The organism is Vibrio sp. 1180_3 (genome assembly GCF_029478545.1).
Lineage (GTDB): Bacteria > Pseudomonadota > Gammaproteobacteria > Enterobacterales > Vibrionaceae > Vibrio > Vibrio aestuarianus.
The window spans coordinates 110,253-132,551 of sequence record NZ_SJFM01000008.1; the positions used below are offsets into that span (position 1 = coordinate 110,253).

Below are 22,299 nucleotides of genomic sequence, written 5' to 3' on the forward strand. Positions count from 1 at the left end.
TTCACAGAAAGTAACAGCCCCAATTTCTGAGGCTGACACATAACGATTTCGCTTGTTAAATTTTTTGCTCATCTAGGCGTATACCATTTCTCACTACCAATATCGATTGATATCTTCCCATAACTCATCAGGGTCGGTTTCATATGTTATCGTTGCACTGGTCAGTGTCTGCAAATAGCTATCGCTATCCACCATTAAACCAATAATCGATAAGTCATTAGAGATCTCATTTGAACATCCCATATCGCTAGTCAACACACCATCATTATTCCACATACAATCATACTGTTGGCTATTAGCATTGAATCGCTTGGTTTTAGTTATTTTTCCAGTCGTTATCACCGTCTGTTTGATTCCGTCCCCTTCAAAATCATTTACCGCTTCAACCAAACTGAATTGCGGTTCTTTCGTCCACTCTTGCTTTGTGATCTTGCCACCTTCAGCCCATTGTGTCTGCCAACGGCCCTCTTTTTCTAGGCGAGCAGTTTTTGTTGATAGCGTCTGATTAAGGTTGGTGTAATACAGAATGGAATGTACCCCATCTTTCTCAATAGGTTGACCGAACTCAAACCATGAGTACATCGTCCCCGATAATAGCTGTACCACTTTTGCAGCAGAACACTCGCTGTGAGGTACGATTTGGCCGCTATCGGTATAACCTATTAATGTATTGTTAGCGCTTGATGTTAGGTTTACGCTGCGGAAACCCGTTTCGCCTGGCTGGATTTTTGAATTTTCTACGGTAGTACATAACGTGGCAGTTTTTTCTTGATGGTCAGAGCTCTTGCATGCGCTCAACAATGCAAGAGAGAGCATTGCTACGGTTGAAGTTATACCTTTCATTTTATTATCCCATTGCGATTAAATTAGAATCACCCTAACGCACTTAACGAAAATGCAAACAAACTATTGGCACTTTCGTTAAATGATTAATAAGCAATGGGAGCCGAAGCTCTCCATTGCCCATATTTATGACTAATTGTATGTTTTGCCTGCTTTAAATCGCTAGGCTACATAAAAATCCATTTTCTCCTTGTTCTTAGCTTTCGCTTGCTTGGTAGTTATCAATGTAAATATGAAAACCACCAACCGCTGTGTTTTCAAAGGTATTTTTAGGGACTCTTTCAATTATTGCGTCATGTCGTTTTAGAAAATCATTAAACTCCCGAACCGCTTTAATATGGGTGTTATCTAATGCGGATTCCGACAAGATCATCGAAATTTCCCCACCGGGTTTCAAAAACGTCAAACAATGCATGAAGTGTTGAATATCTACTCGGTTTCCCCATGGGGGGTTACCAACAACAGCATCAACACGTCCACCGATATCACTTGGATTCATATCTAAAAAATCCAGCTCGAAAGGCTTGTATCCCTTATCTGCCAGTTTTTTAGCATTTGTAGACCAAAGTTCATTCACGATCGGCTCAATACCTCTATTTCTCACCTCATCAGCGATAGCACCCTCACCAGCATGTGGTTCAAATATTATTGCTTGTGGTGATTGGCAGCATTTTAAAATACCAACAACTCGTTCACTCCAAAACCTAGGTGTGCCAAAAAAGGCAAACTCTTTATGCATGGCTCGAACACGGTTACCAAGGATTAATTCCGCAACAACAGCTGTCGCGGAGCGATCTGAAAAATCAAATCCATTTTCGCGATAACGCCCACCAGCCTCTACCAATAGTGATTTAATTCTCACGTAATGATTGAGTTTTTGGTTTGGTAAATTAACTCGGTCATCACCAATAATCAGCAACTGAGACAGTTCGCTGTTTAACGAAGAGTCTTGCTGCGTTTTCGGTGCTAACGTTTTAATTGACGGTTTTATTGTTGCTTCATCAACGATTAACTGCCGAATATCATCAGGGATAGAGTGGCCATCAATAAATGCCACCGTAAATCCACCAATAATAAGCTCATACTTAACCAAGAGACGCATTACACCATGAGGATCACCCACTAACTCAAGTCGATATCGCTCCCCGATTATGTGCTCTTTAACGATTTGTTGAAATTCATCGGTGAGATCAATGGGTAATGCTTTAAATCCCACAGTACGAATTCGATTCGTTAAAGAGGATTTAAACACATCATGAAACGGAAATAGATCAAACGCATCCGTTGCACAATAACGATAGCCATGTAAAGACTCTATATAGCCTTCTGATGCCACGCGCTGTAGTGACTTTTTAATGGAGTCATTATTGAACTCTTCAATAATGACGCATTTATCCTTACGACGCAGAGTCAAACAAATTCGCCCTTCGATTTCTTCAATTGCAAATGCAGCCAGTTGAAATTTGTCAAAGCGCAGATGTCTGTCCATCTCAAAGACACCAAAAATGGTTTGATCCCCAACCTTGATCGGCATAGCTTTCCACCCATTGCCATAGACATGGGACTCCGATGACAAGGAACGAAACACGTTACCAGACATCACACCATCTCGTTTATGCCGAAGCATCGACATTGAATTTGAGTATCGCTCTTTAGGTTGTACGTGAATGTTAAGTTGATAATCCACTGACCATAAATCAAGTTGTAAACTCATATTTTCTCCTAATAAAGTCCTTTCGAACCAAGTTCTGTTTATGTTTCCGCACTGCACAATTGCAGTCGCTACCCAAGCGGTGGTAACGGTTTTACTCTATGAGTAAAAATCTTTATTGGGAGTGCTTTTCCAATAAAGACTTAAACATAGTGAAAGCAGGAGCTCTCACTATGTTTGGGTTATCTTATTGCTATTGTCTTTTCAAACAGTATTTAAAGTGGCCACAAGGTCTTGTCGCTTCACAATATTTGAATTGAAACACCAAAATGGCTTTCAAACCATTGCCAGATTTCAAATCGGTTAGTACCAGCTTGAAATCCCTGCCATTTCGACAAGATTTCATCATTGTCATTAACGTGCGTGTTTCCCAAATCTTTCCAAAGCTGTCTAGCCATTGATAGTTTCGCTGTTTCCGATTCTTGATAGGCTAAAACTTTATCCACAACCAATGTTAACGGTTGCGAATCATCAGCGATCACTTCAAAAAAATCGTCCCCAATTCGCAAAAACCATGCAGCAAAGTTTGAACCTATGCCATCAGGCACATGCACCACTTCCACTTCATTATCTATAATTTGCTTGGTCGATAATGCCATGTTAGACATGCTAGAAAAGCGGTGGGCGGCACACGTTTTGATCATGCATTGATGATCGGTATGGTTAGCCATGTTATCTCCTTAAATGTCCCTTTCGGGTATTGGTAAATTTATTTTCGATGCTGCACTACTGCAGTTCGCCCCTAGTCGAATAGGCGATTTCTATGCCTAAGCATAAAATCTTGCATAGCTAAACAATAAGCGCTTAGCTATGCATTAAATGAGGCATTTCTAGGTATCAAGAGGTGTTCACGGCAACGTGAGAGTAGAGGCTAAAGTTGATAGCTTAGTGATAATATCAGTATTTTGATGTAGATGAAATGATGCGAGACCCCATCCACTAAATGTTATTTCAAATCTAAAATGCCTACCCTTCCCATGTATGACAATATCCCTAAATTATGTTTATTGGCGTTCATTAGAGCTTTCTTTGCCTTGCTGTAAGCCGCTAGCTTTCCGTAACGATCAATTGATGCCAATACACTTCTAGTCTTTTTGGTGCCTTCACCATATACAACCCATTTTGCGATGTAATATGGCTTGGTCCTATCTGGCTCTAATTTGGTTGGCCTGGGCTTATGGATAACCTTTGGCTCCAATGAATGAGGTAGCCTTGTAAAGACCTCTGGTTGTCTCAATACAATCTTCCAATACTTCCCCCACATGTCAAACCCATGCCTATTACGCAGAGCAACAGCTTTACGAAGTCCTTTTGATTTACCGCACTTTAAATATCCAACAGACATATGGAGGACACTATCATCGGGGCAATGAATATGGATTTTGTATGCTGTATTGGTTTCGGAAATGAAACGATGCCCTGTATTTGTCTCGTAATTACTTTTTTTAATCATTTTCTATAACACTTATATTCAGTGTTGACGTAGATGAAACACCAACCACGACTAATTACCATATCATCAATCAGTAGCCTTACAACACCACGAATGAGACCGCTAGTTTCTGATTTGCAACGCTGCCAGGCTATAAGTCCATGGCATTTTCGAACAATACAGCAGAATATTACAATGCAATATCTATGATTTTATGGGTTTCTTATTTATTTTGCGGGTAACCAACTCGGCATCACCGATTTGGTGGTTACATGAACGTTGGTGACGCTTAGTTACCGTGTTCGAGCTATCAACTCAATGTGTACAAGATGAAGACATTGCAAGGCTATCACCACTCAGCCATAAACATGTGAATATGCTGGGGCATTATTCATTTACATTGGCCGAACAGGTTTTAAATGGTGAGTTAAGACCGCTTAAACAGCCGTCAGATCAGGATGATTTTGCTTAGCGTACGTTTTCGTTCCATTGGGCTTCAAACCCCGTACAAGGGCATTTCTGCAGCCTACTATCTAAGTTGACTGGAGAAATACCCCGGCAAGCGAGGTATGAGTATTTAAAGCAATATATGATTCTTCATCATGGTCGATGGCAGAAAGGTAATCTATTCCCCACAACCAGCAGGGCAGCAATCCCGATCAATACCATGTCTACAATAGTTGTCATTATTACTTTCAAACATTGTTTCTGCATGTCTTTGTTGAGGTTCAACAAAACCATGTTCTTTCGCAAGTTTGAAAACTTGAGTTTTGACATGCTGAGGCAAACCATCTACCAATTTATCGATACTATCGTTATATCTTTCTTCAAAAAGCTCATATATCAAACCACAGCCCTTGTGGGCTAGTTCGGCTAAATGAGAGACTTCTTTTGGATAGTTTTTTTCAGGTAATGAGCCATGAACTGAGGCGTAATTAATGAGATCTTCTAGTGTCCAGAAAATCCCATGTATAGCGCTGCCACAAATCAGGTCATCACGCCCCGAGGCATCGATTACTGCACGAATACAATCATAAATATCCGATAAGTAAAGAGATAGATCGCCAGATATGAACTCAGGAACTAAAGCATCATTGGAGGTAGTGTAAAGTCCACCACAAGCCAATGCTTCGTTGTATGAACCATGTTCAGATCTATAGATAGTCAACTTTGTCATAATTTTCTCCTTTGAACAGTCTTTTCAGACATAAGTCTGGGTATTTAACGGTGTTAACAATTTTCACGAGCCCATGATAAATAACAGTCTCTTTCTTGATGAAACATTGAAATATCAGGGCATGTCACGACCGTGACATCACCTTCGCAGTAGCTCATGATTTGGAGATCATCCTCCACAGTTATACAGCAGCTAATACAGTCACCATATAGCCAGTCATAAGTCTTGTCCTTCAATTCCGCAAAAAACGTTTCGAATTGGTCAACAAAAGATCGTTCAATCGTATTACCTAATCTCGTTAGTTCCGGTTGAAAGAAACCATTGCTAATAAGTCGATTTATTATCTTCATTAATTTCTGAGCTCTAGAAATGTAACGCTTGTCCTGGTTTGGTTTTACCCATGAGGCACCCCGTTCAATCCAGTAAAGCTCACCAAAAATATCATCGACCAATTTTTCTGCTTGATTTTTGTTTAATGACTTCAAGTAATTAATGAACGCCCAAGTATTGGTTGGTTTATCAATAAAAACTTCGACTGTCTTATTCCACATGATTTTCTCCTTAAATGTTCTCTTTCGAGATGTTGGGTAGATTATTCCGACACTGCACGATTGCAGCTCACCCGTTCGGATGGGTGATTTCTATGCTTAAGCATAAAACTGAGTATTTCTATACGCGACTTGGTTAAATCACTTATAGAAATACCCCGTAAGGGGTATTAAGATTGATAGACTTAAGCAGGCTCCAACGTAGCAATGAACCCCTTCAAGCGTTCTGCTATCGATAGAGGCGTCATTGTGGCGTCATCCACTAACTCGTAGTAATCAGCACCAATTCGACAAAACCAACTAACTAAATCGTTGCAAATTCTCTCTGAAACGAAGAACATTTCAACTCCATCACAGAAAGTCCATTTACACGGAGGCAAAATTTCAATCATATTGTTGAATTTAACCTGAGTGATTGGATTTATCGTTTTTAGCTTGGATGCATGAATATTGATAAATGCATCGAACTCTGAGCGAGTAAATACCTTGATATTCATAGTTTTTAGTTCGTCTGCATCGTAATACTTTTTAAGGTACTCACTCACAGTTAATCCTTCATTAAAAGAAGTGATCACTATTTGCTCTCCCTTAATCTGTCGCACTTGTGCGATAAACGCACCTACAACTGCAAACTTACAATTGATATCCACCAAGTAGAGTGTTTCTTTTTTCATCATTATCTCCTTACTAAAACCCTTTCGAGTCAAATTAAAATTAAAGAATCCCATGTTCTGCAAATGAATAAAATTCATCGCCAACAATGTAATGGTCAAGCAAGCGAATATCCATAAGCGCCAATGCTTCAGAAATCCGCCTCGTTATTTTCCTATCAGCCTGTGATGGGGATACTTTCCCAGACGGATGGTTGTGACAAAGGAGCAGAGCTGCACTGTTGAGCTTCAAAGCTTCCGCTACAACTACGCGAGGGTAAACTGCAGCCGCATCGATCGTTCCTTCGAATAACACCTTAGAACTCAAAAAGCGGTGCTGTTGATCCAGATAAATCACCAAAAACCGCTCTCGATCACGATTGCATAGCTCTAGTTCCATGAGTTTACGATATCCATCAGATGGGGATGTAAACATAACTTTGCTTCTTTTAAGATCTAACTGCACCAACTCTAATGCTTTGTTGATAATAATGTCTTTCCCATAGATTTCGGCAGCATCGTGGATGCTCGCTTCTTTTAATTCGAAAGACCCGGCCAAAGACATTGGGGATTTAGTGTATAACATATTCATTTTCTCCTTAAATTGCCCTTTCGAGCTATTGGTCTATTTATTCCGACACTGCACGATTGCAGCTCACCCGTTCGGATGGGTGATTTCTATGCCTAAGCATAAAACTGAGTATTTAAAAAATGTACTCTCAAGTGAATTTTTTAAATACCCCGAAGGGTATTAAATACAACGTTGTCCTAAAAACTAAGAGCATCGTTCGCGTTTTTTGCTTCTGTACATAAACGAATGGCTTCATTCATTACTTTGATCATCACATGATTTCTAGAGGACCGAAACCACTCAAGATATGCTGTCCATGTATTGGGCTCAGTACCTTGAATGTGACATTCAGTTAATCCACTTGTTCTAACGATAATATCATTCAATAACGCTTGAACTTGAACATTAACACAACCAAATGTGGTCGCTCTCAAAGGTGATTGATAGGCCAGTTGAATTGCTTCTTCAGCAGTAAGCGTGGCTATCTCTCCCTTTGAGCTGATGAAGTGCCATTCAGCCTTTTCAGAATCTTTGTAATTACTTAGGAATATCGGATTAATACCAGATTTAAGCGGAAACAAGAGACTGCCATGTTCACGATCTAACCAGATAAAATCTTTACCTTTGTATTTATTTGCCATGTGTAAATCCGATTCAAAATCAGACTCACGATACAAATTAGAGATCCATTTCGATTCATCGGACAATTTTCTCAACGCATGTTTCATAGTTTTCTCCTAATAAACGCCCTTTCGGGCAAATTTCTCTTTGAGAGCTAAATGTTTAGCCATCAATAGTCGTGGGGTATGTTTTACCTAGTTTTGTCAAAAGCACTTCCAGTTCGATACGGTGCTGCGAGAAAGCGGTCACCTTACCTTCAAAATGCTGACGGTATTCTGGTTTGTCTTTTGCGAATTGTTTGGCTTCTTCTTCTTGATCTTTCCAGTCAGAAAGCATTAATCGGAGTTCATTTATGAGTTGGGTATCCACAATATAGCTCCTTAATTAATCAAGATAGTAGAATTGTTATCAAGAATACATTCCGCTAGTAGTTCGAGTCGTTCGACAATAGAACATGTTGTGTAACAGAAAAGCGTTATAGCTAACATGATCCATTGGTTCATATTTAACACATCTATAACCGACCCTAAAAAACAAAGGCCGCTATACATTTTCGCAATATACACCCATTCATCTATAGCTTGTAAATCACCATATAATTGGAAAACCGAACCATTGTACGGACGAATACAAACCAACCAAACTAAGAATCGACTACAGAAGTAGTCTAAGTAAATGTTCACTGTTATCTCCTTGTAGCCCCTTCCGGGGTTAAGTTTCTAAGCCGAACCGCGCAGATGCGGTGTCACTCCATCGGCAGTGACGTTTTGTACAAATGTACAAAATCCTCATATCTGAAACTTCAAGGTGTTTTGAAGGTTTAGATATGGGCTTTCTGGATAAATATTAAGAGGTGATTGTTCACAGAAATGTGAGTGTGGGTAAGCAATACTGCCAATCGATACTAACAGGATTTTGTCTTGTTAGGTAGTATTTTAGAATCAGCCACAAGCTTTCCTTCTTTTTTTTGGTTGCTCGATAATGGTTGATAGCGCTTTTTGAGTCGCACTTTCAAGCGAGATCTCATTATTACGATAGGCCAGTACAATTGAGTTAAACTTCTGGTTATCGCAAACACAGAAAGCCAAATTAACACCGTTGTTATCTTGTAATGACTTTCTAATGTTCTCAATAGCTTGAGTGCTATACATGCCCTTTCCCTACTTAAAATTCTTTGACTTGCAGATAGTCAACCAAACGTTATGCCAAAATGGGGTTACCCAACCATATTTTACTACCTAAAAATAGTGGCTTGAATACTGATACCACTACCAATAAAACAGAGAATAACAACCAAAGACTTAGCGGATATCCAGCCTTATATCATTGATAGTTGTATCGTTTCCCCTTGGTTAAGAATTTTGTTGCTTGGTCATTGACTTGATCGCAACCTCGGCTGCTTTCTCACAAGCGGCCTTTAAATCTTCTGGTTCGCCAATGTCCAGTCTAGAACGAGCGTCATTTTCATTGTGAGTAAGTGACGCTTCAAAATAACCAAATGAGTACCAAACACGTAGCGTATAAAAGCCAATGACTGTCCACTTCTCGATCCAGTCGCTAGGAACTTCCCCCACAGGGCTGTTCCATGTGATAGCACTAATCACGGTGTCAGAAAGTTTGTTGTTTGTTATCGGATAATGGATATCTTCGTAAGCTTGGATTGCATCGACTAACTGATTTAGCTCGGCTTCTTCCTCGCTCTTCAAGTCGTGCCTATGCATCAACGTTTCAACTCGAATTAGCTTAGATTGGTGTTCTTTAGCTGTTTGAATACTCACGAATCACCCCTTATCTTCGACTGGAATTAGTTTATAGGCGATTCCAGACTGTTCAAAAAAATCTAGTAGTTTTTGAAAGTGCTTACGGTTTTTGTAAACCTTCGCATTATCAAAAGAAGTAGTAATTGAGCAATTCGTACCGCATCGCTTGATTGCCGTAACGTATGATCTTTCTATGCAGTCATCACTGTTACGAACCTCTAACCTTTGTGTTATTTCAATTACCCAAGCTGAATTGTCGTAATTTTTTGAAGGTGACAAACGGCCACTTTGTTTTTCATCACAACCATCAAGATAGCCGGTTAAATAGCCCATTAAGTGCTGCATTTCTTCTTCCTCGTTATCGACTTATGCAGCGCCATAGCTGCTTGAAAGTAGCATTTGTATGATGCTTGCGATTAGTGAACCATTCTCTATAAAGAACGCCTTCTACCACACCAATGTTTCCTTGATTTCCCGCTAACCATGCTCGATGCATTTCAGTCTTGGCAATAGCGCGCCTAAACTTTCGTGACAGAAAAAGCTGTTCATACCCAATGAAATAGAATTGTTCGCAGATCAACTTATATGGATTAGGCACTTTTTACCGCTTCTTTTACCAGTGCCTTAAACTCAAATGACACTTCACCTTGTGCATATTTCATGTACTTTCCCTATTTACCTGACGGCTGACGGCTGACGGCTGACGGCCTTCATAATGTCAGAACTCGAACTATTTAGATCACATTCGCAAAGAATGCGGGTAGCCAGATCAATCCACGCAGAGCGTGGATATTCAGAAAGTTTAATACCGTCTGCCAAAAGTACTGGCGCATCTGCATCAACCACTGCAGAACGTCGTAGAGCTTCGCTTATTTCCATGATTACTTCGCTACGGTGTGCGTTGATATTCTCCATTTTTATGTTTCCATCAATTAAGAGGTTTGCAATGGTGTGGATAAATTCGCCAGCCTCAAGGCTCAGTTTTTGTTCTTCATTAAGTATCATGATAATTCCTCTGATTATTCACTGCGCCACATTAGTTATTTCTTTGCCTTTTGAAAAGATTCTTTTTTCTGGCAAGTTTTCTTTGCTACGTGGTTTTATCAATACAGATCTCAAGCCTTGAATTAGAGATACGATAAAACCTAGTCCCACAATTGAAAGAACCAAAAGGTCTTGAGAATGTTGTACTAAATAGATGTAAACCAACAAGAAAATGGCACTAGCCACAAATTTTGCAATTGCTGAATAAGCTTCGCTTTCGTTACACAAACTACTTTCCCCTTGAAACTGATTTATTTAGACTTTGCTAATGTAGAGTCGATATCTAAACAACAATTCTCAGTCATTACCCATTCTTCATAGGGCAACTTCAAAATCGAATTCAACTTAGTTGATTGAGTTTTCAGATATTCATTCAACTCGGAAAGAGATTGGAACTCGTCATTCTCGATGAGTTGAGCTAGATCTACTTGCTCGTACATGCGACCTGCAATATCTAACTTGCTCAAAGCATCCTCTTGGTACTTTTCGATTTCTACGATTTCGTAATCGGGTGTTTTGTATTTGGCTTCCCCAAGCACTTCAACCACAAACGAACCGTAATTAGTGTCAAACGTTAGATCAAGTCGAGGAGTTTTTGATTGCTCAACAACATCTACTTTTATAGCGCCAATCACGCTATCATTCGCGTCATTCGCGTCATTCAAAATGTCGCTTTCAATAGAGAAAGCCACTTCAAGATTAGTCCCATACTTAGATATCAATGCTTGGATTTGCTCAACAAGATCAACTGCTTTGCCAAATTTCATCTGATTTTCCCCCTTTAAGATGCTTTTTCTTGCTTTCACGAACCGCATGGAAAGCCTCGGCAAAGTCATCATAATCAGTACAATCAGGATCGTAGGGATTTGACATTGGACAACCAGATTCCGCGACCATTTTTCCAAGTTCAGCGGCGGTATCAAACTCAAATACAAACCCTTTGTGTTTGCAACGATGCTTAGTTTCTTTGTGCCATCTAGCCATATTATTTTCCCCCTAAGATTCTGATTTTGAGCAAAATTGCCAAAATTCATCCATTAGAATAATTGGCTTACCAGCCTTCTTGCCTTTGAAGAACTTGCCGCGAGGTAACTTGTCATTTCGATTGAGTTTATGTAGCCACTCTTTGTATGCTGCATTCTTACCTTTAAGAGCTAGGTATTCATCAAGATCTTGCTGCACCTGCACAGTTTTAGTGCCTACTCTTGGAATGTAATTGCCAGCGCCTTGAAGCATCGTGTGATGTTTGTGCATTTCTTCGGTGATACTTTTCACGTAATTTCCCCTCAAGGTTCAATTTTCTTTAAATTTGTTAGCTGACCAATCGTATGAATCACTATCATCCATATCACACTCTGCCATCCACCCTTTGGCCCATTCACTATTTTTAAAATCTGATTCTAAGTAAGGATTTTTAGTCAGAGACGCTTTGCTTTTATATGCTGCTGCACCCTCGTCATAGGGTAACTGCTCACTTGGTATCAGGTTAACAATGCGTTTCGCTATTTGTTCTGCATCTTTCATAACTTCCCCTATTGTGTTGTTAGTCGTGGTGCGCCACGAAATGCAGCTTTAACAGCGCCAAGCTTCCCCTCAGCTAGCTAATTAAGGCCATCATTAATTTTGACTACTATTAAGTCTATTCTGTTCTAGAGATAAGGAACTGGTTAACTCTAATATTTTTTTATTAAGCTCTTTCGTTTCCGCACGATATAGTTGGTTTTGCTCTTTAATTTCAGAATTGAGTTTCACTATTGCTGATTTTGACTCTTGAAGCTCATCTTCAAGCATCAAGACTTGCTTATTAAGAGTTGCTACGCTGGATTTATGGTTGGAATTCTCTTCTAGTAATGCATTGACTTTATCTTGGACGGCATTTCGCTGCTTCTCGATCGACGCTAGCTCCTTTTTCTTAGAGTTTAACTCACCTTCCGATCGAGCGCGCTCCGTTTTAGATAACGTCAACTCTCCACTTAACTCTTTGTTTTCTTGTTGCGCCGAGCTCAATTGCTCAATTAGCTTTTGTTCTGAATTCTTGACCACGTTCAGATCACTAACCAATGCTAACGACTTACTTTCCAATGTTTCATTGCGAGCATGAGATTCATTCACCTCTTGTTGAAGCTCATAATTACGTTGCGTGCGTTCATCAATTTTAGTGTTCGCTGCCGCCAGCTCTGAAGTGAGCGCCTTGTTTTGAGATTCTAATTTAATGATCGTTGCCAACGCTTGCGATAATTCCTCCCGAGTATCTTCCGTTTCATCATACGCACCCTCCATGAGTACCTCCATTTCAGATATGCGTTGAGCAGCCTCAGATGCTGCGGCATTGGCTTGCGCAATGGCGTGATTAAGACGCCCCTCCACAGTGCTGTGAGCAATGTCGTTAATTCTCTGAATTAAGGTATCCATATCACCCATTATGGTTGCTTTCATGCCTGCCACTTCGGGGGGCAATTCATGAGTTTCATTAATGGTGGCCACTTCCTGTTCAAACTCAACAATTTTGCCGCTCGCTTGGAGGCTAATGTACATCTCCATCAACTTAGCTGGACGACCATTGCCAATGATATTTCTTAGACTCGTGCCATTAACACTTTTTTTAGCTTCAAGTAGCTTGTGAGCCGCTTGAATCACTTGCTCTGCTGTAAATGTGACTTCTCTGGCCATTTTTTAAACTCCAAATTTGAGAACAAACATTTGTTTGTTTGTTTGTTTGTTTGTTTGTTTGTTTTATTATAGCCGACATACAAACAAAGTACATAAATATCGGTCACAGAATCGGCGCTAACGCCCGTGAGATAAGGCTTTACGCAACCTTTGAGGGGGGTTAGTATTGTTTTGTCAGAGGCAATCTATAATTACAGTTATAAACTGCTTCTGACATAAAACCATGGCGTTGCTCACCCCTAAAGTGGTGACGGTGTAACACTTTAAAAGTTAAGATTAATCGAGAGGATTTGTTCATGAATGGTCACTTTCCTGCCCTGCGAAAAAGTCAGTTAGATATTCGCAATGAGGACATCGCTATCAAGCCCGAGCGATCTCTAAAAAGGATGGGGGTATCATTGCCAGATCTATCTCAGTCAATTGACCCTAACAGTCCAGATGCTAAAAAAATCATTGAAGGGCTGATGGCATTTGAACTAGATCGCGGAGGATTGGCAGTTTCATCGATATATATGTTGGCATCCGTTCTCAGAACTTGGGATCGATACTGTCAAGAGCGTAATGTTTTTGCTTTTCCTGTAACGAAAGAATACGTCCTCGGATGGCTTCGTTATGAGCGATTTAAAAACCAAAAGTCCGTTGAAACTATTCGTCAATACCGGGCCCAAATGACTTACTTACTAAAATGGATTGGAGTTGCACATCCATTTGATGCGAGGGAGGTCGTAGCTTTTATGTCCAGTCTTAAAAAAGACCAAGCTGAACTAACCAAATCTAGTTACCGACAACGGCAAGCCTTTGGAATGCGGGGACGGGATCTTCTAGCCATTATTGAAACATTACCCATTGATCAGCCACATAATCTTCGGAATTTGGCATTAGCGTGTTGCGCATATTCAACGATGTTACGTGAATCTGAAATTGGTCGAATTCGACGTAAAGATGTCATCGTTCGACCAGATAATACCGTTTTAATAGAGCGTACACATTCGAAAACCAGTGCGAATGTCGCCTCAAAGCTAATCATCGGAGTTTTTGCTGGTATTATGCGCTTGTATTTGTATGAAATAAGCAGTCAGATACAATCGGACGGCTATATTTTTTCTCAAATGTCCAAAACAGGTAAGCTGCTCAGTCCAGGCGTCCCGATGAGTGGGCAAACTATCGATAGATCTCTTTCCAGTTTATATTTATTTGCCCAATCAAAAGGCATTGTATTTCAATCGCCCAACCCAAAACCTTGGACTGGCCACTCTGGTCGTACGGGCGGAGTACAAGATGCCTTCATGTCGGGGATGAGTGATGCACAACTGATGCAGTTAGGGGATTGGAGTAGTAGCGAAATGGTTCAACGATACGTTCGAGAGTTAGATTACGCAAATAGTGCCAATGCATTAAACCAATCAAAGCTGTTTTCGAAATAACTGATGACTTCATTCTCAGCAAAGCCATGTTGTCAGATAGTTTTAAAGAGTCATACTGAACATCGCTTTCTAATCTACTTTTCCAAAAATACTTACAGGTTTCTCGTAACTAACAGGCCACCACCGTTTTCCATTAAAGCTGTAAGAGAAAACTCGTTTTCCCGATGGATAAGTGGCAAATTTGAATTGCATGTGAGGAGCATCTTTGATGTTCTTCTGCTTACAATACTCACAAATCCGTTGCTTGATGGCCTTGTTTTTCACAAACGTTGTTTCCCCATTTGTTTTTTCCTATTAGATCTTAATCGCTCGTTATCTTTAAACGAGAGTCTTCATTTGTGATCAGTTCAATGGCGCAACAGGGACAGATTGACTTTCTAACGTAGCAAACCATTTCATGTTTATTATGTAGTTCGGCTAATTGCTTTTTATTGGGCAAATCTTCAACTGGAACTTGCGGAATAGTCACATTGCTATTTTCGTGACCACCAAACTCTATTTTACATATTGGACATGGCATCCAAAACCAGTTACCTGATAACGCCCACCAACGCCTAAATCTAACTGGTAATCGCTTCATGCCAAATGCATCGATTTTCATCATTGCTGTGATTTTGTAATCATAATCAGGCATCATGTTTCCCATTACTAATAACAGCCTTGGCTGTCGGTTAGAGTTCTATTAAATTGGTGATAATGTTGCATTTCTTTAGAGCGTAAGCAGTGTTTACGATCAACATCATCCATATTTCTTGTGACGCTATCTCTAGCATCTATGCCTAACACTTTTAGGTGAGTTTTAGTCATGACTAACCCCATCAGTTCTTAAAGTTACCATTGAATTTGATGTAGCAAAGCCAGCGATTAGTAGCATTGTGCCGCCACCAAGTTTAGCTAATGTGTTCACTTCAAAACCCACCAGCGCAAAGCCGATCACACAAGCGATTAAAGCCAGAATCAGTTGAAGTAAAGCCTTTAGTTTTGAATTTGCCATGCGTTCGAAATTTCCTAATCTGTGATACGTGTAACTTTGATGTCTGTATCTGGATTAACGAGGAAGTTGTAACCACCCACAACATTGTGCTGTTCATCGATATAGATCCGAGTGTCTGAAGTATAATCAGCACTATTACAAAGAGCCTTCAAACCACCTTTTTGCTCACCATACCATTTCCATTCTTGTGTAACTGAGCCAATGTATTTACCTTTTATTTCAAGGTTATATATCTGATTACAAGCCATCAAGTTTCCTATTAATCCAAAGCAGCCTTAATTGCCGCATCCATTTCTTGCAAAAGATTGTACTTGTGCTTTGTAAACTCGATTTGTGTTAAGCCGAGCGGTTCAGAGCCGAACTTGAGATCTGTCACCTTCTCTATAGCAATCAATATTGCTCCCACATTCGTGTTTGAAGGTATCTCTATCGCATCGGTTGCAGCATTTAGAATTGCTCGTTCGTTTACACCGATAACCAGCTCTGCATTTTTGCCAAGAGCGTGAACACCAATCATTAAGAGCCTCCTTTTTTTCCTCGTTACTCGGCTAAGATTGCGGAATTGTCCTCAACCATTTCTTGCGCGATTTTAAGTCGCTGCCCTAGCTTGATATAAAGCTCTTCTGCCGCTTCAAAAGAAAGCTCAAGTTTGTGAGTGTGCAAGTGTGCAAGTTTCTAAGCTCGGACACTGTAGAAACACATTTGTTTTGTACCTTAGTCTGTTTGTTTGTCAGCTTATCAATCGTTTAACAGACTCCAAACTGGTAATTTATTTTCATCAGAATTGCAGTACTGCAAGTTAAGGGGCTATTTTCCCCTGATTAGCAACAAGAACGCATTGCGTCGATTTCATCATCAATAGCATCACTAGGACTGTAGTCGGCAATGTCATTGTCCACGTTCTCTAATGCAGACTTGCCCATTTCAATAGCCGTTGCTAAATCGAAATGGCATTGTGTGATCAGCAAGAGCGCATACTCCGCTACCCATGCATCACAAAGTACCTGCTCAGGAGTCTCAACCTTTTGCTTGTTCTGTTCCATGTAGTACCTCTTCGGCATTATCAATAGTTTCAGTGATGTACGTTCTGACATGTTCCTGTTCGCAACCAACATGCAAGTCACGCAGAAACCGTAAGCCAATGGTCATGTTTCTAACCTGATTTCTCAGCAACGTTATATCATGCTCTTGCTGAGCGATAATCTTTGGTTGATTAGGACGCTTACCTTCGGCCATAATTTCCCTCTACCTGCTGCTAGTTGAAAGCGTTAAAGCCAATAGCAATTAAAACACCAATCGAAATCCATTTAGCTACATCTAAAATTGCAAGCCCCGCTACCTGACCAACCATTTTGGCTGTTTCAGTTCGACTTGGACTCATCATGATGTATGGAGGTATCAGTAACACCCCATAAGTCAGCAATAACTTTAAGTAAAAATCTTGCTTAGAAATAACCATTCCTGATGTAATCAGATCGTCTAATAAAAAATGTTCAACCGCTAAACCAAAACTACCTATAATCGCAGCGCCAATGATGATGAGTGGAAGCATTTATATTTTCCCTCTACGTGGTTAATTAAGGCTATCGCCATTTAGAACACCACTAAGGCATTCTTTCAGTGCCTCGGTTTTGGCTTTCTTTTGAGTTGCTTGATAAACAGCATCAAGGGCATTCTGTACAGGACAATTAGCGCTAGTGTGCTCACCAACATCGATGTTGAGTAGCGTACCAACATCACTAGCTAGTTCTGTTGCTCGCTCTTCCCAACGGTCACGGGCATCAATAGTGCTTTCTAACTCACTGTCAGATATCAGCGAAAATTTATCTGTATTACCACGAACCCATGAAGCAATATCAGCTTCACTCATTTTTGCTAATTGATGTAGATCCATCGATTTTCCCTCGCCTAGTAGAGTTTTTCTGTTTTGCCGTCATTCCAAGCGGCTTCCGCTTCGATTGGCTCGATAAAGGTTTCTTTGGTTTGATAAGTGCATTCAACACAACAGGCAAAATATTTAGTGCCTTCATGCTCGATGATAGCCTCACCACCACAAGTACAATTTTTCATCTGGTTTCCCCTATTACTTCGTTAGACGCTCTATAACCATTGCTAAAATAGCTGCACGTCCTGCGTGGTTAGTTTTATTCATTGCTTTACGAATAGGCTTAACAAGTTCATCAATGTGACTATTTAAAGATTGTTCTTTTGCCTTTTTGAACATAGTCGCCTGAGTTTTCGCTTGTCTTTCCAGAATAGACATTTCTCTATCAAATCCGTTTGTCGTGTGTGGTCTGATAGGAACTGCATCACTAAAAGATATAGACTCAATTTCGTTAGTATCAGGGTTAATAGTACCTGTACCAGAATGTATCCAGCCTGTAGACAATCGACCTTTTGAGCGTGGTTTTTTAAAAAGAGTGCAATGACTCTCCCAAGGCTTACCATCAATTACAGGACAAACCATAGCAACCAACGTTGCACCATTTAAACGTTCACCCATATAAGCGTAAGTAATTGGTTTATCTTCCGTAACTCGCTCGGACATAACAATTTCCCCCTGCTACCAAAATTTAGGCATTTCAATTACATCACCGGAATCAAGACGCTTTTCGTATTTATCAAAAAACGCTTCATAATGTTCCATATTTGCTTTGCAAAAATCGTTTAATTCCGCAATGGGCAACCGAGGCGAATAAACGTTTGTGTTGCCACCCTCAAAATCACAGATTTGCATAGTTCCATCACCAAACTCATGCGCAGGTGAGCAAACGTAATCCATCACCATAGAGATATAATCGCGTGATCTGTCAAAGTTAAGGACAATAGGACCGCTATCATAAAGCTCTGCGGGTATATTTGGCTTACCATCCGACATGTAAGGCTTGGCCGTTGCAACATAGGTTTGCCCTTGGTGTGCAAAAATATCACCGCTATCCATATCAAAAACGTTGGTATCGACCCATTCATCACGCTTAAAACACTTTACTGTTTTCATCATATTCCCCTATTTTGAGCTATTTGCCCTTATCTCGCTTTGTAGCTGTTCTATCTGCTTGTTTATCTCTGTTGTATCAAGGAAAAAGCCTTTTCTTTGCGCCCACTCAGCGGCTAAAGCGCCAAGCCTTTTGGCTTGTTCATCAGTTGGCTGAAAGTTTTCGTCATTGAATTGTTCAGAACCCCTGATTATGTCGCTCTCCGATGCCTCAATCCTCTTAGCTCCAATACATTCATCAACCCATTGTTTTTCAGCGACTGAGATAATTTGAGAAATATCTGTTTTAGTATGGTTGTAACCAGAAAGGTGTTTATCTAGCTCTACCATTTCAGCAGCCTCCATAAGACCAGTGGAGGCTAACAATGATTCATACATGGAACAAAACGTACTCCTCTCTACCTGTATCGTGTCTGCTACAGTGTTTGCACTGAAAAATACAGCTGTTATCAGCAATGCTTTTTTCATAGTGTTCATTTCCCTCTACTTAGTAATTGAACGCGAAAAATAGAGCACTCGGTACAAACAGGACATTTAACAATGCAACGAGGCTATAAATCGGAACAGACTTTTTATTTCGTAGCGATACAAAAAGAAGTAGTGCCATGCATATTGCACCTAACAATAGCGAGGCTTCTGATCCCAAAAATGCATTGAGCGTTAAATAGAATTCACGAATGATTTCAATCATGGACTTTCCCCCTAACGTTAAACTTCTATCTCATTGTATCGCTGAACGGCTTTTTCCAAACTCTCGCTAGTGAACTTAGAAAAATCGTCATCTGACTCACCAAACTCATGGATAACGATAAATAATGACTTAGGAGAGTTGAAATAAAACGCTTTATTGCAATTGGTATTGTGGTTTGTGCAGCTAACAAGAAACATGATCGAATCTTCAATATTTTCGCCAACCCAAGAGCCTTTCATTAGATCAGGGTGTTCGCGTTTAACTTTTGCTAGATGTTTCGATCTGGCTAACGCAGAATCAATTAAGCCTTGGATGCGTTCTTTCGTTGTATACTTATTTGATTGGCTGACATGATCATATGCCGAACCGTCAGCGGGTGGTATCGGTGTAAACATGAAATTCCCCTTACTTTTCAATGAGCCTGATAAGTTCAATGAACTCGTCAAATTCCAAACTATCTAACCAATCACCATACTGTTCGTCTGTCATATCATCGAATGAGTCTCGAACATCTTCCATTTTAACTTTCAAATTTGCTAAGGCATTTTCATTAGGTTCGTTGTAATTGGGCGTCGATTTTATTTTTTCATTTACGGGGTTTTTAGCATCAATGTGGCGTTGTATAACTAATTTAGCTTCTGCAATTGCAGCATCTATCGAGTCAAATTGTTGCGCACCTTGAATTGCAGTTTTCACACCATCAACTATTAACTCAGGGGTGAATACTAAGCCTCGTTTGGGATGAAACTGTTGAATGTATGTTGCTTCAAACTGCATGCGAACCCCCTAAGTTCTTATTGAGTCTAAAATTGTTGAATTACTTTCAAGGTAATTAAAAAGCTGAGTATTAAATTCAACATCATTTAGACCATGCTGATAAGTAACTTCCAAAAATTCATCGGAAAACTTTGAAAGTATTTCTTTAGCTTGTTCTTCTGTTAGCTCTACATTTACTAATGCAACAATTACGTTCTTTAGCACTTCCCAACCTTCAAATATCAAACCATCAATAACGTATTGCCTGTCCATCATAATTTCCCCTCGTTTTCAGTAGTTTGAAATTGGTCTGGTTGTTTGAAGTTCAGTAATACCATATTGGCCTACACCGTATCGCTTACCAAAACAGCCGCAACGTTGACACTTAACCCAATCGTACCCGCCTTCAAGTGTTACCATCGAATGTTTAATCCACTCATGCGAGCACTCTCGTTGCTCGGTAGTCAACGGAGTCTTGCCAGTTTTCTTTAAATGCGCTTTGTAGTAGTGAACCTCATAGCCTTGGCCTTCGACCATTTCTGCACAGTTTTTACATACACGCCACCAATCACTTACACAGTCCTCTGCGGGTTCAGTAAAGTATTTACCTATTGGCTTAGAACCTCCGCACAGCTCACAGTCTCTTGCCATTGAAATTCCCTCGTTACGAGTTATCTGCGCTAGTTAGAATCGATTGAAAGTGCTTAGAATCGGACATTGCGTCTTTAATTGACTCGATCCAAACTTGCGCGTCCCAACAATTAACGTTATCAACTAACGCTTTGTTGAAAGATTGTTTATCGTTTTCGTTACCCGAAAGCATGGCATTAGCCGCTAGAGTAAAGGCATAAACAGGGTGAGAACTCGCAACAAATGTCACATTTTCCTCAGTAAGAGGAAAGTTGCATTGTTTATTCATAGCCTCCAACATAGAGCTAAGAGCCAACTCACAGCTAGGACACATTTTTTTTACGTTTTGCATTACTATTTCGTAATTTGTAACGTCAGCTTTAGGTATTTCATTTGCCATTGATGCATTGCTTAGGAGTCCAAAACTGGCAATGATTGCTAGTGTTAAATTTTTCATTTCTATTCCTTTTTTATATTTGAGTTAAAGGGTTATTTTCCCCGCTTACGCTGATTGGCTACTAGCAGCAGATAAACAACGCTTACCCGATGCCGTGATATGACACTGCGATGATGTTTCAAACACATCAACAATCGCTAATATGTCACCGTACTTTCCTTTCCAAAAATGCGTTTCTACATTTGGATGCTTATCAACCACGATATTTAGGTTATCGACGAAAGCTTCAATAGTGTTTAAATCGTCATTTTCCATAAAACCACTTTCCCCCTAACGTTAAACTTCTATCTCATTGTATCGCTGAACGGCTTTTTCCAAACTCTCGCTAGTGAACTTAGAAAAATCGTCATCTGACTCACCAAACTCATGGATAACGATAAATAATGACTTAGGAGAGTTGAAATAAAACGCTTTATTGCAATTGGTATTGTGGTTTGTGCAGCTAACAAGAAACATGATCGAATCTTCAATATTTTCGCCAACCCAAGAGCCTTTCATTAGATCAGGGTGTTCGCGTTTAACTTTTGCTAGATGTTTCGATCTGGCTAACGCAGAATCAATTAAGCCTTGGATGCGTTCTTTCGTTGTATGCTTATTTGATTGGCTGACATGATCATATGCCGAACCGTCAGCGGGTGGTATCGGTGTAAACATGAATTCCCCTGTTATTTTCTGTTAAGACCATCTTCAACGACTTTTGGAGCTACTAAGCAAACAAAAGCCATGAAGAACAAAACCAAAAAACCAATGAAACGGTTTTTAATCTTCCACTCGTCTTTTGCAACGGTTAAAACAAGACGCTTGGATTGCTTAGTTTCAGCCATACTTTCCCTTATTTTCTAACCCAAATAGATAATCGCGTTGCGTTAAGTAATAAAGCTGACGGAATTACCAACATATTAGCTATGTCCTTAATCGCATCAGGAACGGTAACACCCAAAGCACGCAACACCACAACGACTAGAAATATAAGCATGAAAAGACCGCATACTTTGCGCGATTTTGGGCTTAATTCGTAATCTGTTATCTCTACAGCCATGTTTCTTAATTTCCCTGCTTAAACCGTTTGTTGGGCTTTTAAAGCGGCAACGTTAATTTTGAGGCTAGACTTGATCGTGTCTGCCTGTTCCGGTTGAACACCAAGCGTGTTGCAAGTATGAATTGCTACTTGCGGTTTGTTGTGTTCAGGACACTCTAAAATGCACTGCTCTTTATCTGTCCAAGAGCGATTTGTATAAGAACAGTGACACTCGAAAATTGCCGTAAATTGAGTAAATGTGAGTAAACTCGATTCATCGACAAATGTAAGTTTTGGCATGACTTTC

At 40.0% G+C, this 22,299-nt stretch carries 45 protein-coding genes; 1 reads left to right on the top strand and 44 read right to left on the bottom strand.

Annotated features, from left to right (window positions below; all coding sequences use genetic code 11):
- Positions 1 to 93 precede the first annotated feature (93 nt).
- The 20 genes from EYW48_RS07220 to EYW48_RS07315 all read right to left on the bottom strand — a co-directional run bounded on the left by EYW48_RS07220 (position 94) and on the right by EYW48_RS07315 (position 13,027).
- Positions 94 to 843 (bottom strand): hypothetical protein, encoded by a 750-nt coding sequence (locus tag EYW48_RS07220; RefSeq protein WP_277432145.1) that lies wholly within the window; start codon positions 841 to 843, stop codon positions 94 to 96.
- 196 nt (positions 844 to 1,039) lie between these two features.
- Positions 1,040 to 2,557 carry a hypothetical protein gene (locus EYW48_RS07225; protein WP_277432146.1) on the bottom strand — a complete coding sequence of 506 codons (1,518 nt, stop codon included), beginning with the start codon at positions 2,555 to 2,557 and terminating at the stop codon, positions 1,040 to 1,042.
- 239 nt (positions 2,558 to 2,796) lie between these two features.
- On the bottom strand, positions 2,797 to 3,225 hold the full coding sequence (locus tag EYW48_RS07230; protein ID WP_277432147.1) for a hypothetical protein: 429 nt from the start codon (positions 3,223 to 3,225) through the stop codon (positions 2,797 to 2,799).
- A gap of 275 nt (positions 3,226 to 3,500) precedes the next feature.
- The gene (locus EYW48_RS07235; protein WP_277432200.1) at positions 3,501 to 4,004 is read right to left on the bottom strand and encodes a Fe3+-citrate ABC transporter substrate-binding protein; all 504 of its coding nucleotides are present in this window, start codon (positions 4,002 to 4,004) and stop codon (positions 3,501 to 3,503) included.
- A 607-nt stretch (positions 4,005 to 4,611) separates the two neighbouring features.
- Positions 4,612 to 5,163 carry a hypothetical protein gene (locus EYW48_RS07240; RefSeq protein ID WP_277432148.1) on the bottom strand — a complete coding sequence of 184 codons (552 nt, stop codon included), beginning with the start codon at positions 5,161 to 5,163 and terminating at the stop codon, positions 4,612 to 4,614.
- A 53-nt stretch (positions 5,164 to 5,216) separates the two neighbouring features.
- A complete protein-coding gene (locus EYW48_RS07245) occupies positions 5,217 to 5,714 on the bottom strand; it encodes a hypothetical protein (protein WP_277432149.1) in 498 nt (165 codons plus the stop codon).
- Between the two features lie 182 nt (positions 5,715 to 5,896).
- Positions 5,897 to 6,385, bottom strand: coding sequence for a hypothetical protein (locus tag EYW48_RS07250; protein WP_277432150.1), 489 nt, complete (start codon positions 6,383 to 6,385; stop codon positions 5,897 to 5,899).
- Between the two features lie 40 nt (positions 6,386 to 6,425).
- Entirely contained in the window at positions 6,426 to 6,797 is a 372-nt protein-coding gene (locus tag EYW48_RS07255; protein WP_277432201.1) for a JAB domain-containing protein, read from the bottom strand.
- A gap of 332 nt (positions 6,798 to 7,129) precedes the next feature.
- Positions 7,130 to 7,660, bottom strand: a complete 531-nt coding sequence (locus EYW48_RS07260) for a hypothetical protein (RefSeq protein ID WP_277432151.1) — start codon at positions 7,658 to 7,660, stop codon at positions 7,130 to 7,132.
- Positions 7,661 to 7,715: 55 nt separating this feature from the next.
- A complete protein-coding gene (locus EYW48_RS07265) occupies positions 7,716 to 7,922 on the bottom strand; it encodes a hypothetical protein (protein WP_277432152.1) in 207 nt (68 codons plus the stop codon).
- Between the two features lie 572 nt (positions 7,923 to 8,494).
- The gene (locus EYW48_RS07270; RefSeq protein ID WP_277432153.1) at positions 8,495 to 8,704 is read right to left on the bottom strand and encodes a hypothetical protein; all 210 of its coding nucleotides are present in this window, start codon (positions 8,702 to 8,704) and stop codon (positions 8,495 to 8,497) included.
- A gap of 201 nt (positions 8,705 to 8,905) precedes the next feature.
- Positions 8,906 to 9,331, bottom strand: coding sequence for a hypothetical protein (locus EYW48_RS07275; RefSeq protein ID WP_277432154.1), 426 nt, complete (start codon positions 9,329 to 9,331; stop codon positions 8,906 to 8,908).
- A gap of 3 nt (positions 9,332 to 9,334) precedes the next feature.
- Positions 9,335 to 9,658 carry a hypothetical protein gene (locus tag EYW48_RS07280; protein ID WP_277432155.1) on the bottom strand — a complete coding sequence of 108 codons (324 nt, stop codon included), beginning with the start codon at positions 9,656 to 9,658 and terminating at the stop codon, positions 9,335 to 9,337.
- Positions 9,659 to 9,988: 330 nt separating this feature from the next.
- Complete coding sequence (locus EYW48_RS07285; RefSeq protein ID WP_277432156.1) at positions 9,989 to 10,318, bottom strand: hypothetical protein; 330 nt, start codon at positions 10,316 to 10,318, stop codon at positions 9,989 to 9,991.
- Positions 10,319 to 10,336: 18 nt separating this feature from the next.
- Positions 10,337 to 10,585 (bottom strand): hypothetical protein, encoded by a 249-nt coding sequence (locus EYW48_RS07290; RefSeq protein ID WP_277432157.1) that lies wholly within the window; start codon positions 10,583 to 10,585, stop codon positions 10,337 to 10,339.
- A 23-nt stretch (positions 10,586 to 10,608) separates the two neighbouring features.
- The gene (locus tag EYW48_RS07295) at positions 10,609 to 11,124 is read right to left on the bottom strand and encodes a hypothetical protein (protein WP_277432158.1); all 516 of its coding nucleotides are present in this window, start codon (positions 11,122 to 11,124) and stop codon (positions 10,609 to 10,611) included.
- Complete coding sequence (locus tag EYW48_RS07300) at positions 11,102 to 11,341, bottom strand: hypothetical protein (RefSeq protein WP_277432159.1); 240 nt, start codon at positions 11,339 to 11,341, stop codon at positions 11,102 to 11,104. Before EYW48_RS07300 ends, EYW48_RS07295 begins: the two co-directional genes overlap by 23 nt.
- Before the next feature lie 12 nt (positions 11,342 to 11,353).
- Positions 11,354 to 11,632, bottom strand: coding sequence for a hypothetical protein (locus EYW48_RS07305; RefSeq protein ID WP_277432160.1), 279 nt, complete (start codon positions 11,630 to 11,632; stop codon positions 11,354 to 11,356).
- Positions 11,633 to 11,650: 18 nt separating this feature from the next.
- Positions 11,651 to 11,881 (bottom strand): hypothetical protein, encoded by a 231-nt coding sequence (locus EYW48_RS07310; protein WP_277432161.1) that lies wholly within the window; start codon positions 11,879 to 11,881, stop codon positions 11,651 to 11,653.
- 93 nt (positions 11,882 to 11,974) lie between these two features.
- Positions 11,975 to 13,027, bottom strand: a complete 1,053-nt coding sequence (locus EYW48_RS07315; protein ID WP_277432162.1) for a hypothetical protein — start codon at positions 13,025 to 13,027, stop codon at positions 11,975 to 11,977.
- Positions 13,028 to 13,323: 296 nt separating this feature from the next.
- On the opposite strand from EYW48_RS07315, the gene EYW48_RS07320 reads away from it, so the two are divergent.
- On the top strand, positions 13,324 to 14,451 hold the full coding sequence (locus EYW48_RS07320) for a tyrosine-type recombinase/integrase (RefSeq protein WP_277432163.1): 1,128 nt from the start codon (positions 13,324 to 13,326) through the stop codon (positions 14,449 to 14,451).
- A 301-nt stretch (positions 14,452 to 14,752) separates the two neighbouring features.
- Here EYW48_RS07320 and EYW48_RS07325 read toward each other — a convergent pair whose 3' ends face one another.
- From EYW48_RS07325 to EYW48_RS07440, 24 genes are all read right to left on the bottom strand, one after another.
- Entirely contained in the window at positions 14,753 to 15,088 is a 336-nt protein-coding gene (locus EYW48_RS07325) for a hypothetical protein (RefSeq protein WP_277432164.1), read from the bottom strand.
- Between the two features lie 11 nt (positions 15,089 to 15,099).
- Positions 15,100 to 15,258 (bottom strand): hypothetical protein, encoded by a 159-nt coding sequence (locus EYW48_RS07330; RefSeq protein WP_277432165.1) that lies wholly within the window; start codon positions 15,256 to 15,258, stop codon positions 15,100 to 15,102.
- Positions 15,251 to 15,445: a hypothetical protein gene (locus EYW48_RS07335; RefSeq protein WP_277432166.1), complete on the bottom strand. Its 195-nt coding sequence runs from the start codon at positions 15,443 to 15,445 to the stop codon at positions 15,251 to 15,253. The genes EYW48_RS07330 and EYW48_RS07335 overlap by 8 nt, the downstream gene beginning before the upstream one ends.
- A gap of 14 nt (positions 15,446 to 15,459) precedes the next feature.
- Positions 15,460 to 15,693: a hypothetical protein gene (locus EYW48_RS07340; RefSeq protein ID WP_277432167.1), complete on the bottom strand. Its 234-nt coding sequence runs from the start codon at positions 15,691 to 15,693 to the stop codon at positions 15,460 to 15,462.
- Positions 15,694 to 15,704: 11 nt separating this feature from the next.
- On the bottom strand, positions 15,705 to 15,962 hold the full coding sequence (locus EYW48_RS07345; RefSeq protein ID WP_277432168.1) for a hypothetical protein: 258 nt from the start codon (positions 15,960 to 15,962) through the stop codon (positions 15,705 to 15,707).
- Positions 15,963 to 16,266: 304 nt separating this feature from the next.
- Positions 16,267 to 16,488, bottom strand: coding sequence for a hypothetical protein (locus tag EYW48_RS07350; protein WP_277432169.1), 222 nt, complete (start codon positions 16,486 to 16,488; stop codon positions 16,267 to 16,269).
- The gene (locus tag EYW48_RS07355; RefSeq protein ID WP_277432170.1) at positions 16,463 to 16,681 is read right to left on the bottom strand and encodes a hypothetical protein; all 219 of its coding nucleotides are present in this window, start codon (positions 16,679 to 16,681) and stop codon (positions 16,463 to 16,465) included. The genes EYW48_RS07350 and EYW48_RS07355 overlap by 26 nt, the downstream gene beginning before the upstream one ends.
- Before the next feature lie 19 nt (positions 16,682 to 16,700).
- The gene (locus tag EYW48_RS07360) at positions 16,701 to 16,997 is read right to left on the bottom strand and encodes a hypothetical protein (RefSeq protein ID WP_277432171.1); all 297 of its coding nucleotides are present in this window, start codon (positions 16,995 to 16,997) and stop codon (positions 16,701 to 16,703) included.
- A gap of 21 nt (positions 16,998 to 17,018) precedes the next feature.
- The gene (locus EYW48_RS07365) at positions 17,019 to 17,339 is read right to left on the bottom strand and encodes a hypothetical protein (protein WP_277432172.1); all 321 of its coding nucleotides are present in this window, start codon (positions 17,337 to 17,339) and stop codon (positions 17,019 to 17,021) included.
- Positions 17,340 to 17,353: 14 nt separating this feature from the next.
- Complete coding sequence (locus EYW48_RS07370; protein WP_277432173.1) at positions 17,354 to 17,515, bottom strand: hypothetical protein; 162 nt, start codon at positions 17,513 to 17,515, stop codon at positions 17,354 to 17,356.
- A 13-nt stretch (positions 17,516 to 17,528) separates the two neighbouring features.
- A complete protein-coding gene (locus EYW48_RS07375) occupies positions 17,529 to 17,993 on the bottom strand; it encodes a hypothetical protein (protein WP_277432174.1) in 465 nt (154 codons plus the stop codon).
- A gap of 15 nt (positions 17,994 to 18,008) precedes the next feature.
- The gene (locus EYW48_RS07380; RefSeq protein ID WP_277432175.1) at positions 18,009 to 18,443 is read right to left on the bottom strand and encodes a hypothetical protein; all 435 of its coding nucleotides are present in this window, start codon (positions 18,441 to 18,443) and stop codon (positions 18,009 to 18,011) included.
- A gap of 9 nt (positions 18,444 to 18,452) precedes the next feature.
- Positions 18,453 to 18,908, bottom strand: a complete 456-nt coding sequence (locus tag EYW48_RS07385) for a hypothetical protein (RefSeq protein WP_277432176.1) — start codon at positions 18,906 to 18,908, stop codon at positions 18,453 to 18,455.
- A gap of 19 nt (positions 18,909 to 18,927) precedes the next feature.
- Complete coding sequence (locus EYW48_RS07390; protein WP_277432177.1) at positions 18,928 to 19,131, bottom strand: hypothetical protein; 204 nt, start codon at positions 19,129 to 19,131, stop codon at positions 18,928 to 18,930.
- Between the two features lie 17 nt (positions 19,132 to 19,148).
- Positions 19,149 to 19,526, bottom strand: a complete 378-nt coding sequence (locus EYW48_RS07395) for a hypothetical protein (RefSeq protein WP_277432178.1) — start codon at positions 19,524 to 19,526, stop codon at positions 19,149 to 19,151.
- Positions 19,527 to 19,536: 10 nt separating this feature from the next.
- Positions 19,537 to 19,908: a hypothetical protein gene (locus EYW48_RS07400; protein WP_277432179.1), complete on the bottom strand. Its 372-nt coding sequence runs from the start codon at positions 19,906 to 19,908 to the stop codon at positions 19,537 to 19,539.
- Positions 19,909 to 19,917: 9 nt separating this feature from the next.
- Positions 19,918 to 20,163: a hypothetical protein gene (locus EYW48_RS07405; protein WP_277432180.1), complete on the bottom strand. Its 246-nt coding sequence runs from the start codon at positions 20,161 to 20,163 to the stop codon at positions 19,918 to 19,920.
- Positions 20,164 to 20,178: 15 nt separating this feature from the next.
- Complete coding sequence (locus EYW48_RS07410) at positions 20,179 to 20,538, bottom strand: hypothetical protein (protein ID WP_277432181.1); 360 nt, start codon at positions 20,536 to 20,538, stop codon at positions 20,179 to 20,181.
- Between the two features lie 13 nt (positions 20,539 to 20,551).
- A complete protein-coding gene (locus EYW48_RS07415) occupies positions 20,552 to 20,974 on the bottom strand; it encodes a hypothetical protein (protein WP_277432182.1) in 423 nt (140 codons plus the stop codon).
- A 45-nt stretch (positions 20,975 to 21,019) separates the two neighbouring features.
- The gene (locus EYW48_RS07420; RefSeq protein ID WP_277432183.1) at positions 21,020 to 21,229 is read right to left on the bottom strand and encodes a hypothetical protein; all 210 of its coding nucleotides are present in this window, start codon (positions 21,227 to 21,229) and stop codon (positions 21,020 to 21,022) included.
- A gap of 21 nt (positions 21,230 to 21,250) precedes the next feature.
- Positions 21,251 to 21,628, bottom strand: a complete 378-nt coding sequence (locus tag EYW48_RS07425) for a hypothetical protein (protein WP_277432184.1) — start codon at positions 21,626 to 21,628, stop codon at positions 21,251 to 21,253.
- Positions 21,629 to 21,639: 11 nt separating this feature from the next.
- Positions 21,640 to 21,798 (bottom strand): hypothetical protein, encoded by a 159-nt coding sequence (locus EYW48_RS07430; protein WP_156835846.1) that lies wholly within the window; start codon positions 21,796 to 21,798, stop codon positions 21,640 to 21,642.
- A gap of 8 nt (positions 21,799 to 21,806) precedes the next feature.
- A complete protein-coding gene (locus EYW48_RS07435; RefSeq protein ID WP_277432185.1) occupies positions 21,807 to 22,013 on the bottom strand; it encodes a hypothetical protein in 207 nt (68 codons plus the stop codon).
- An 18-nt stretch (positions 22,014 to 22,031) separates the two neighbouring features.
- Positions 22,032 to 22,292, bottom strand: coding sequence for a hypothetical protein (locus EYW48_RS07440; protein WP_277432186.1), 261 nt, complete (start codon positions 22,290 to 22,292; stop codon positions 22,032 to 22,034).
- Between the last annotated feature and the right edge of the window lie 7 nt (positions 22,293 to 22,299).